The following is a 10,999-nucleotide window of genomic DNA, read 5'->3' on the forward strand; positions in this document are numbered from 1 at the left end:
GCTTTGGGTATCTCCACGATGGCTTTCAACTTGAACGGTTTCAACTTCAACCAATCGATTATCGACTCTCAAGGTCGTGTCATCAATACTTGGGCTGATGTGATCAACCGCGCTAACTTGGGTATGGAAGTAATGCACGAGCGCAACGCTCACAACTTCCCGCTCGACTTGGCTGCTAGTGAAGTCACTCCAGTAGCTTTGGTTGCTCCTTCTATCAATGGCTAAGTTTTAGCTATCGATTAACAAAAAGCGCTCCTAGTAATAGGGGCGCTTTTTGTTTGGGCAAAATATTTTTAGAGACCTGCTTCTATCCGTTAAATCCCTTAAATCCCTTAAATCCCTTACCCCCTTACCTCCGTTACATCCATTCGTTGCTTTCCTTCTTCCTTTTTACTTATTTTTTCTTCCTTTATTCTTTAGTTTTTTATGATTACTATAGAACATAGCCACTAGGCCGATCGAGATACTGTGACATACTCCACGGGCGAAATCTTATATTATGGTCTAGGATTCCAATAGTCGGATTCAGGATATGTTGGGCTTGCTATAAAGTGTTTGCTAGCAGCAATGCAATTGTGTCAATTCCAGAATCTAACCATAGACAAATGTAGCTGATCGGGAGTCGCTCCTCACCGTCCCAAGCGCTCTATCTGTAAGGAGAATTTGTATTATGAAAGATGGACAAGAAGTACGCCGCGTCTCCACACCCGTCATTGCTGGTGTTTGCGGGTTGGCTTTACTGGCAGGAGGGGGCATTGCCTGGTGGACCGCGAACCGTTCGCCAACCCCTGCAGTTACGCAGTCTTCTGCTCAAACTACCGCTCCGTCGCTGTCCCCAAGCCCTGCGGAATCTCCTGCTGTAGTTATCCCGGTACCCCCTCCAAATCCTGTACAAGTGCCACAGGTTCAGACGCCACAGGTTCAGACGCCGCAGGTTCAGACGCCGCAAGCTCAGACTCCGCAGGCTCTAGTCCCAAAGTCGCCGCAGCCAAAGCCTTTGCCGCAGACGGATGTCCAGACAGTGCAAGTCTACTGGGTTAAAGATGCCAGCGGTAAATTTGAGGGAGTTCCTACGAAAGTAGCGGTCAAACAAGCTGACAAGCCTGATGCAGCTTTACAAGCTGCTTTTAATAGTTTGTTGGCGGGGCCGAAGGATGGAACTGTTTCTAGCGAAATTCCTAAGGGGACAAAACTCAGGGGTTTAAGTGTTAAGAATGACGGAGTTTATGTCGATTTGTCAGCCGAATTTACTTCGGGGGGAGGGAGCAATTCGATGACTGGCCGGTTAGGGCAAGTTATCTATACCGCTACGAGTTTACAACCGAATACCAAGGTTTGGATTTCGGTGGAAGGGAAGCCTTTAGAACTTTTAGGCGGCGAAGGTTTGGAGGTGGCTCAGCCGAGTACCCGTCAAAGTTTTGACAAAAATTTTCCCCTTTAGCAATTATGAGTCATTAGTTACAAGCCATTAGTCATCGGTCTGAAGGCCGATCGTAGGAATTGATAACTGATGACTCATGACTGAGGACTGAGAACTGGCAACTAATTTTTAGTGCTTCGTAGTTAGGCTAAATGCCCGAAAGTGTAGGGCTTGCTGTTCGATCCTGCTAGCAAGCCGATCGCACACCATATTACACAGCTCAAAAATTAACTCGTCCTGCACCTTATAATAAGCTGAAGTCCCTTCACTCCGGCGAGTGAGGATACCAGCTTGGAGCATGAGTTTTAGGTGCTTAGAAACATTGGCTTGACTCGTTTGAGTAGCTTCCACCAATTCTTGCACGCATTTTTCGCCGTCGCGAAGCAAGTTCAAAATTCGTAAACGCATGGGTTCGCTCAAAATACTGAAATACTCAGCAACTTGTTGTACGACCTCTTGCGGGACAGGCTGGGATGACTTCATCAAACTCACCGGAGAGAAGTGATCGGGAAATATTAGCATTTATTCTGTCCATAACAATAAAGTAATCCTTCAATCCGGATTAATTCGCATCAACACTTGACCGTATTCGACAGGTTCGCCATTTTGAACTAAAATTTCCATCACTTGACCGGAGACTTCATCCGCATCGATCTCGTTCATCAGCTTCATCGCTTCGATAATACAGACTGTCTGATTGACCTTGATGCGATCGCCCACATTGACAAAAGGTGGCTCGTCGGGAGCAGCAGCGCGATAAAATGTTCCTACCATGGGCGAGATAATGGGCACCCATTTCGTATCGACAGAAGCAGGTACGGCAGCAGGTACAGCGACAGGGGCGGTGACCGGGGTCTCAGCAGACTCGGCTCCTAAATTTTGGTGGACAGCAGGAGGTGACGCTAAGGTGGGGCTAGCAACAGCACCCAACGCGATGGGAGCGACTGTAGGCACGGCAGCAGGGAGCGCAGCAGCGGTTGCTGGTGAACTTGTCAGAATGCCTTTGCGTACTGTCAGTTCAATCTCTCCACTTTTTAAGGTCAGTTCCGAAATGCCAGTTTTGTCTAATACAGTTAGCAGTTCGCAAAGCTGGTTTAAGTCTAGTTGCACAGCAGATTCAAGGGTAATTAAGAATTGAAAATTGAAAATTCTGGTTCAGGCGAAGCTAGGATAATTCAGCGAGTTTGGAGGCAAAAGGGCCAGTTTTTAAGCTGTGAGCGATGAGTGTTGAATTTTGACTTCTTTAACTCATAACTCAGAACTAAAAACTCCCTTTTCCTCCCTCGTTTCTACTCTCGGCCGAGGTACTTGTCTTCACGAGTATCAATCCGAATCCGTTCTCCAATGGAAATAAATAGAGGCACCATAATCTGAGCGCCAGTGGAGAGGATGGCGGGTTTGCTGCCACCAGTGGCAGTATCTCCTTTGACTCCAGGATCGGTTTGTGTCACTTCCAAGACGACAGAGTTGGGCAGTTCCACTTCCAGGATTTGGTCGTTCCAGCGAAGGATATTGACTTCCATACCTTCATTGAGGTACTTGACACGATCGCCTATTTGCTTAGCATTGAGGCGGCTTTCCTCGTAAGTTTCCATATCCATAAAGACAAACTCGTCGCCCTCTTTATAGGTATGTTGCATCACGCTCTTTTCCAGGTTGGCTTGAGGCAAAGTCTCGCCCGCCCGGAAGGTTTGTTCTACTACGTTTCCGGTTTGGACGTTTTTTAATTTTGTCCGCACGAAAGCCGAGCCTTTTCCTGGCTTGACGTGGAGGAATTCGATAACCCGCCACACGCCGTTATTCCATTCAATTGAAACACCTGGTCGAAAGTCGTTACTAGAGATCATATAAATTTTTGCGGGCAATCCCGTCGCCTTGGGGCACGGGGGAACTACAGTCAGTCGATTTTAGATTTTAGATTTTAGATTTTAGATTTACTCCACAGATGAATTTGGGAGATTGAACCTTGGTCTAAAATTTTGATCTCTCCACGACAGGAGTCTGGGGATTGTATCCGTTTTTGAGCGGGTCAGGTTAAAGCTGCAGTTTAGCTGACGGCATCAAAAAAGCAATTGGCATTTTATTTTACCGTTCAAAGGGAGCAAGTGCTTTACTGAAATGTTAATGGCAGTGGGCAGTGGGCTGTTGTCAGTTGACTGTTGACTGTTGTTAGTGGGCAAATCCTCCCCAGCCAAACCAACAGACACTTTAGATGGGTAGCAGCTTAGAGGGCGGGCAGCGCTGTGGGAAGATAAGAGAGGCAATAAAAGTTAAAGTTATGTTGCATTGGCCTAATTTCTCGATCGATACGTGCAAGCGCTGGGGCAAAACCGTCGCTTTAGCGCTCTTGCTGTTCACTCTCTCCCTGAGTTTCAGTTCAGTTTCCCATGCCAAACGCCCCAGCAGCAGTATGCCTGCGGGTAATGCGATTACGGACGGCCGGGCGCTGCTGCGCTTCGCTTTACCTATTGACAATCAGACTGTGCGGGAGTTGCAAATTAGTCTCGAAGACATTGGCAACCACATACGGTCTAAACGTTGGGGGCCCATTAGCAGTGATGTCAGCAAGGCTTCCAGGATTCTCAACCTTCGGGAATCTGACCTTTTAGAGAGTATTCCCGATGGCAAAAAGCCGGAAGCTGAGGCGCTAGTTGCAGGAGTCAAGGAGAAAGTTGCTCAACTGGAAAAGGCTGTTGAGGCTAAAGACAGGGACAAAGTGATTGACTTGAAAGCCACAATCTTAGGTTCGGTAGGCGAAATCGAAGAATTGATGGTGACAAAGTTTCCGTTTGAAGTGCCTGCCAAGTATGCTAATCTGCCTCAACTAAAAGGGCGCGCTACTGTGGCTGTACAAACTGAAAAAGGGGAAATTACTGTTGTGGTTGACGGCTACAGCGCCCCGGTTACGGCTGGTAATTTTGTGGATTTGGTCGATCGAGGTTTTTATGACGGTTTGCCGTTTATTCGATCGGAAGAATCCTACGTTTTGCAAACCGGAGACCCCGAAGGCAAGGAAGTCGGTTTTATTGACCCAGCTACTGGCAAATACCGGAATGTGCCGCTAGAAGTGCTCGTCAGGGACGAAAAAGAACCTATTTACGGGATTACTCTAGAAGATGCGGGACGTTATCGCGACGAACCTGTTTTGCCTTTTTCTGCTTTTGGTACTGTGGCCATGGCCCGTACAGAAACTGACCCTGATAGCGCTTCTTCTCAGTTTTTCTTTTTCTTGTTTGAACCTGAACTCACGCCCGCAGGTCTGAATTTGTTGGACGGCCGCTATGCTGTTTTTGGTTACATGATTGAAGGAAAAGAAGTTTTGGAGCAACTGAAGCAGGGAGACAAGATTGTATCTGCTAAGGTAGTTAAAGGAATCGAAAATTTGGTGCGACCTCAAGTTTAATTAATGACGGCGATTGAAATCGCTGCTTGTCAAAAGTGACGGCGATTGAAATCGCTTTTACACCAACAAAGCCCGCCTGTGCGGGCTAAAAAATCAAGAGTGACTGCGATTTAAATCGTTTCTAGATGGTGGTGAAAGAGATTGAAATCGCTTCTGCACAGATAAATTTCGCCTCAGCGGGCTCGAAAAAGAGATAATTTTTATAGTTTCGTTATTGAAATTAGGAATTAAGTCTAGAATATGGCTATTTTACAATTTTTATTGGTAATAGGTTTGGGCGGATTCACAGGATTGCTGATTGTCAAAAGTGTGAATGAGAGCAAGCAAAAACAGCGGTTGGATGAGGCTTTTTATGAGTTGTTGGAAACTCAAAACAGTCAAATTTCGTTGATTCAACTGGCAGCTAATGCTAGGGTTGAGGCAGAAGTTGCTCAGCAGTATTTAACTCGGCAAGTGAAGATTTTTTCGGCGGTGTTAGAGGTAGATGATGAAGGGGATACTTTTTATAGGTTTCCTAGGTTGCGCTTGCCACCGAGTTCGGGTAAGGAATGGTGAAGTGAGAAAGTGCGATCGACTAATTCAAATTTATGCAAGTTAAAGATATCGGTGAACAAGGCCTTTTAAGAATATTGCAAAAATTCTGTCCTGCAGAGATAGTGGGTGATGATTGCGCTGTCATGGCTACAACTCCCAACAAATCTCTCGCTATCACTACCGATATGTTGGTGGATGGAGTGCATTTCAGCGATCGCACTACGGGGCCTTATTACGCAGGATGGCGCGCCACAGCAGCGAATTTGTCGGATCTCGCGGCTATGGGAGCAAAGCCTCTGGCGGTGACTGTAGCCCTCGCTGTGGCAGGGGATACGGCTGTGGAGTGGGTAGAAGACTTTTATCGGGGCATGACGGCTTGCTTGCAAGAATATCATACGCCGATCGTCGGTGGCGATGTTGTGCGATCGCCGGTGGTGACGGTGGCGATTACTGCTTTCGGACAGGTTGAGTGCGATCGTACCATTCGTCGGTCAAATGCGCGATCGGGGTGGGCGATTGTTGTTACTGGGGTTCACGGAGCCTCCCGCGCGGGATTAGAATTGCTGTTAAATCCAGAATTCGGGCAAAATCTTACAGAAGTCGATCGAGCTTCTTTAATTCTCGCTCACCAGCGCCCTAAACCGAGACTCGATGTTTTGCCGGTTGTTTGGGAGATTTTAGATTCTGCGGGTAAGTTTTCCATCGCCGGAATGGACAGCAGCGACGGTTTAGCTGATGCGATTATTCAAATTTGTCAGGCTAGCGGTGTTGGCGCAAAAGTCGATCGCACAAAACTACCAATTCCCGATATTTTCAGCGAAATTGTATCCACCGAGACAGCTTTAGACTGGGCCTTGTACGGGGGTGAAGACTTCGAGTTAGTGCTGTTTTTGCCGATCGCAAATGCTGAGTTATTGGTAGAAAAAATAGGAAATGGAGCCGCGATTGTGGGAACCGCTACGGATAGCACCGATATCTGGTTAACTGATAGCAGCGGTATTTATCCTAATGCTCTATTAAAGCTCGATCGAGGATTTCAACACTTCTAAATTCTCTCTTATCTCTTAGTCGGCGTCCGGCGGACATCGTTTGTATAGACGCGGTTTCAACCGCCGAGTCTTTCTTCCGCTTCCTGTAACATATCATTAACGGTAATGGTTGAGTTTTATTCTTGTTCAGTGGGCGATCGCACTTCCGCCGCTTCCTGTAACATATCATTAACTGGTGGACTTTGGGAATCGGGGAATCTCGGAGGTTCAGACTTACGCCCAAACCATCTGTACTTATTGATTTTCCACGCACCATTAATCCAGCCCACCAATCCCGAAACCACAATTACCGCCAAGAGACTCCACAACAGACTAGCTACAGCCGGATGAATGCGATCGCCATTTTGAGGTATTCTGAACACTATGTCTCTCTCTACATAATTCGCAACCGCAGACACCACAATGCCTCCAGCCCCTAATCCAGTACCGAGTATTTGAATGGTTCTTTCTAGGGAGCGATCGATTTCTGCTTGTTCAATATCTACAATCCCCGCCACCAAATCGACCGCAATCTTAATCAAATCAGTGCCATGTTTGAAATATCCTAAATCACCCTGAATTTGTCTTTCAAAATACGGAGAATTTCTATCAATAAAAAACTTGAATGTTGTTAAATCTTCGGTTGAGGCTTGCCATTTATCACAGATTTGAGCCAGCTTTTCCTGATAATTGTAAACATGAATATTAATCGTATTATTAAAATCTTCCAGAGATTCTAATAGTCTTTCATAATCCAAACTTTCTCGAAGTAACTGTTTGAGTGTGATTTTCAGAGAGGTTAAAGACTCATCTGTATTAACCTTTTCCTGGGAAGCAACATCATTGTTCGATTCAAACTGAGGGATTTTTGTTTCTAAGTTAGCGATTATCCCCTCAATTTTTGCATATAGTCCCTTGAGTAAATCATAATTTTTGCGGCTATCCAGAAAAGCTGTAGTGATTTTATGGCGGTAATAAAACAGTTCAAATAAAGGTTGAAGAATTTGCCCTAATTTTTCCTCAATCTCATCGTCAACCAGATAAACAAAGACTTGTAGTTGACTTTTGAGCGAACTGTACTCAAAAATTGGAGAACCCAGTAACTCAGTATCGCGGTAAAAAGGTAGACGCACAGATGCTTCGGGGAACAGATTCTTTAAACATTCATCCGCAACTTGGCGGAGGTATTTTTTAGTGCGAGGTTGATAGGTTTGTAATTTGTAGGTAATAAAAATAGTCTGTCCCAGCCAATCTTCATAACTCTCAGCAAGCATGAGATTATTAACATTAAAATCTTTTAATGCTGCGATATCTATATCTTTATTTTCATCCGTTTCTGGGCTGCCAATTCTTGCTAAAATGCCTTCGCTATCATCCAGACGGCAAAACTTGAAGGAACCATCAATTTTATTTGAATGCGAGAATTTCTTGACTTTAGTGAGGGGATAACCGAGGTTGGCTTGGGAAAAATTTAGCTCTTTTTCGTGGCTGAAATGTTGCCAGATATTATTAGCCCAAGTCCAGATAGATTTGACTTCGGTTTTGCTTTCGCGGCTGAGTTGGTAGCTGTAGATGTAGATTTGGGGATGGTCAATTTTTAGCATTTGCTTTGTCAATGCGTTTTTTCAAGCTTGCTTCTAGTTTTTTGATATCGGGATATGTATTGATGAGTGTTTCATAACCGGGCGTGACTTCTGCTTCGGCATCATCGAGATTTTTTCTCACATCGCCAATCCTATCTCTCACCTCTGTAAAATTTCGATAAAGGTTGTTAATCGCTTCTTTGACAACTTTATCATCAGTCTCAGACTCCGCTAAAGGTAAAACTGTCTTGAGTAATTCTTCAATAAATGGCGGAGTAAGAATCTCCGGGTTTGTGGTAATGGCGTTATAAAGTTCCAAGAAAATCACGCTTTTCATCATAAATTTTACTGGCGAATGAATGTTACTGGAATTTGAAACCGATTCAACCTGTAGTTTGATTAATTTTGTTCGGCTGGTATTTGTTGAGCTTCGGCGATAGTCTCTATTTGTACGTTTTAATTATAGGTCGATAGCGCGCAGTGTAAAGAAAGCGAGTTTTTATCGAATTTGAACATTTTAGCACAGTATTGTCGTGAAAAACCCGGTTTCTGGCTAGCCATGAGTATCATAATCCGATCGCACAAAACGCTGCCCAATGATAAACATCGCCGTAGGGTTTTTCATCATCATTGTAACGTCTTAGCAGTTCTTCAGTATATTCTTTGCGATCGGCATCAAAGCTATCGGATTCCTTTACCCATGTTAGCAAATCTGAAGTCGCGGCCGACTTAAACCAGCGCTGGGTATCGTGGAGGGCTTTACCGATGCTAACTCCAGGTTGTAGCAATTCATAGAATTTTACCATTATCAACGCGGTGGAGAGGTCGTTGACAGCCCAAAGACTGGCTAGGGTTCCCATTGCTCCGGCGTGGATAAATCCTGTCGGCAATCCAATATAATCGGAGCGATTATTGGTGTCAATGAGTGCAGTTTCGCAGGCGGAAAGCACGACTAGGCGGCAATGTTTGAATTGCAATAGCAAGATGTCTGCTAATGTTAGACAATTGTTAATATCGGCTGTTTTGCCTTCGCGCCATTCCACGTAGCGCTCGGAACCCCCTAAATCCCCCTTAGTAAGGGGGACTTTGACAACATCTTGCTCCCCCCTTAGCAAGGGGGGCTGGGGGGGTTCTTCCTTGGAAACAAGGGGGACTTTAACAACATCTTGCTCCCCCCTTAGCAAGGGGGGCTGGGGGGGTTCTTCCCCTACGATACCCCCAGACAAAATCAAAAACGATTTTAGCGGATCGTCGGGATTAAAGGAGCCGTGACAGGAAAAGTGCGCGCAGTGGGCGTTTTCTAACCGATCTAGATACTTTTCTAGGAGATTTGTTTTACTCGCTTCATCGCCGGAGAGAATTTGACCGATCGCGAATTTGGGGGCGATGCTGGTAACTTCTAAATCGGTGTAATTCAGATCCGAGGTGGGGTTTTGCAGGGCGAGGAGTTGGTCAAAATTTGGGTGGATGGTAATCTGTTGCAGGAGTTGGCAACTGGGGGCGTATTGAATGCCTTCGAGGAATCTATCTAATAAGAATTTGCCGTCACTTAGGGGTAGGGCGTGGAGGGGGAACAGGTGCAGCAACCAGTGGGGAATTAGGATTAAGCGGGTAGTTGATGGCGGCAGAATTGTGGTGATTTGGAGGATGTCTGCGAGGCGTTGGAGATAGGTAGCAAGTTGCTTTTGCCAGTGGGTTTTGCTTTGTTTGTAGGCTTGCCGGTATTTAATAAATAAATCGGTTAATTCATCCCATTGACGGTGGCGGTGCACTGTCAGCACGTCGGGGTAAGTGACGACAAAGGTGATGATTTCTGCGTTGGTGATGTACCACTCAATGAGGGCGGTGTTTGGGGTGAGGAGTTGGGTAATTTCGCTGAAGGTGATGGGTGCTAGGGTTTTGGGGATTTCCTGTTTTTGGGCGATTACTTCTGCAAGGTTGCGGGCTTTGTTGGCTTCGGCATATTCTAGTGCTTCTTGGTTGCTTTCGCGATCGAGACATACCTGCACCATACCCCTGTAAAGCCTATCCCACTGCAAGTCGTGTTTTTGCTTGGTTTCATTCCCCGATTCCAACTTCCGCAGTTTGGCGGCTCCGGTTATGGCATTCTTAAAGGTATTGTAGGCACTTTGGAGAGTTGCTGCTTTTTGCTTTGTGTCTTCTGATTTTTCTTGGTTGATGTAGTTTAGTTTGTCAAGATAAGCCCAGCCCAGGTTATTTAATGTTAATACATTATTGAACGGGAAATCCTCAAGGGTACGAACAGTTAAAGCAGCCTGATAAAACTCGATCGCCCGTTCCAGATTTTCGGCCCGCGAACCGTTTATCCTGTCACTGTAGGCAACTGCTAGGTTATTTTGAGTCTCTGCCCAATCTTCAGGGAAATCCTCAAGGGTATAGACAGTTAAAGCAGCCTGAAAAAACTCGATCGCCCGTTCCAGATTTTGGGCCCGCGAACCCTTTATCCTGTGACTGTAGGCAGCAGCTAGGTTATTTTGAGTCGTTGCCCAATATTCAGGGAAATCCTCAAGGGTATAGACAGTTAAAGCTGCCTGATAAAACTCGATCGCCCCTTCCAGATTTTCGGCCCGCGAACCGTTTATCCTGAAATAGTAGGCAGTAGCTAGGTTATTTTGAGTTTGAGCAAATTTTTCGCTTCCCGGTTGCCGATTGTTTAAAACTATTTGATAACCAGTAATGGCAATTTCAATATTATTCGCTCTACTGCCAAGGGGAAAGTTACTAATATGATTACTCAAATTTTCAATGACGGCGACAATTGAGTCATTTTTTTGTGGATTTTCCTCGGCAATTAAATTCTGGGCTACTTGCTGTAAAGTCTCGGCAAAACGGGTATCGAGGAGATGTTGCCGTTGTTTTAGTATCGGGTAAATTACTTTAATATCGCTATAGCTTGATTTTGCTTTCAATAATTCTAGGATAAATTCTGCATATTCTTGGGAATCTTCACCTTCGGAGTGAACTCGATCGCCGTTTTCATTCATAGGTTATAGTTAATAGTTAATAGCGT

At 45.4% G+C, this 10,999-nt stretch carries 10 protein-coding genes and 1 pseudogene; 5 read left to right on the top strand and 6 right to left on the bottom strand.

All coding sequences use genetic code 11. The features are described 5' to 3' along the window. A pseudogene (locus QUA45_RS25775) lies at positions 1-225 on the top strand (photosystem II q(b) protein); the annotation flags it as partial. A 445-nt stretch (positions 226-670) separates the two neighbouring features. Continuing rightward, entirely contained in the window at positions 671-1,441 is a 771-nt protein-coding gene (locus QUA45_RS25780; RefSeq protein WP_333100981.1) for a GerMN domain-containing protein, read from the top strand. Positions 1,442-1,549: 108 nt separating this feature from the next. On the opposite strand, the gene QUA45_RS25785 is transcribed toward QUA45_RS25780, so the two are convergent. The 3 genes from QUA45_RS25785 to efp form a co-directional block, all read right to left on the bottom strand. Further along, positions 1,550-1,942: an ArsR/SmtB family transcription factor gene (locus QUA45_RS25785; RefSeq protein ID WP_006631662.1), complete on the bottom strand. Its 393-nt coding sequence runs from the start codon at positions 1,940-1,942 to the stop codon at positions 1,550-1,552. 30 nt (positions 1,943-1,972) lie between these two features. Next, entirely contained in the window at positions 1,973-2,530 is a 558-nt protein-coding gene (gene accB / locus QUA45_RS25790) for an acetyl-CoA carboxylase biotin carboxyl carrier protein (protein ID WP_333100979.1), read from the bottom strand. A gap of 179 nt (positions 2,531-2,709) precedes the next feature. Beyond that, positions 2,710-3,267, bottom strand: coding sequence for an elongation factor P (efp, locus tag QUA45_RS25795; RefSeq protein ID WP_333100978.1), 558 nt, complete (start codon positions 3,265-3,267; stop codon positions 2,710-2,712). Positions 3,268-3,698: 431 nt separating this feature from the next. On the opposite strand from efp, the gene QUA45_RS25800 reads away from it, so the two are divergent. The 3 genes from QUA45_RS25800 to thiL all read left to right on the top strand — a co-directional run bounded on the left by QUA45_RS25800 (position 3,699) and on the right by thiL (position 6,406). Next, positions 3,699-4,823 (top strand): peptidylprolyl isomerase, encoded by a 1,125-nt coding sequence (locus tag QUA45_RS25800; protein WP_333222582.1) that lies wholly within the window; start codon positions 3,699-3,701, stop codon positions 4,821-4,823. 240 nt (positions 4,824-5,063) lie between these two features. Beyond that, positions 5,064-5,378, top strand: a complete 315-nt coding sequence (locus QUA45_RS25805) for a hypothetical protein (RefSeq protein WP_333067685.1) — start codon at positions 5,064-5,066, stop codon at positions 5,376-5,378. 32 nt (positions 5,379-5,410) lie between these two features. Beyond that, on the top strand, positions 5,411-6,406 hold the full coding sequence (gene thiL, locus QUA45_RS25810) for a thiamine-phosphate kinase (RefSeq protein WP_333222584.1): 996 nt from the start codon (positions 5,411-5,413) through the stop codon (positions 6,404-6,406). Between the two features lie 116 nt (positions 6,407-6,522). Here thiL and QUA45_RS25815 read toward each other — a convergent pair whose 3' ends face one another. From QUA45_RS25815 to QUA45_RS25825, 3 genes are all read right to left on the bottom strand, one after another. Next, positions 6,523-7,989 carry a hypothetical protein gene (locus QUA45_RS25815; RefSeq protein ID WP_333222586.1) on the bottom strand — a complete coding sequence of 489 codons (1,467 nt, stop codon included), beginning with the start codon at positions 7,987-7,989 and terminating at the stop codon, positions 6,523-6,525. Further along, positions 7,976-8,308, bottom strand: a complete 333-nt coding sequence (locus QUA45_RS25820) for a hypothetical protein (RefSeq protein ID WP_333222588.1) — start codon at positions 8,306-8,308, stop codon at positions 7,976-7,978. The genes QUA45_RS25815 and QUA45_RS25820 overlap by 14 nt, the downstream gene beginning before the upstream one ends. Positions 8,309-8,534: 226 nt before the next feature. Further along, on the bottom strand, positions 8,535-10,973 hold the full coding sequence (locus QUA45_RS25825; RefSeq protein ID WP_333222590.1) for a CHAT domain-containing tetratricopeptide repeat protein: 2,439 nt from the start codon (positions 10,971-10,973) through the stop codon (positions 8,535-8,537). Between the last annotated feature and the right edge of the window lie 26 nt (positions 10,974-10,999).

The organism is Microcoleus sp. Pol12A5 (assembly GCF_036701435.1).
Taxonomy (GTDB): Bacteria; Cyanobacteriota; Cyanobacteriia; order Cyanobacteriales; family Microcoleaceae; genus Microcoleus.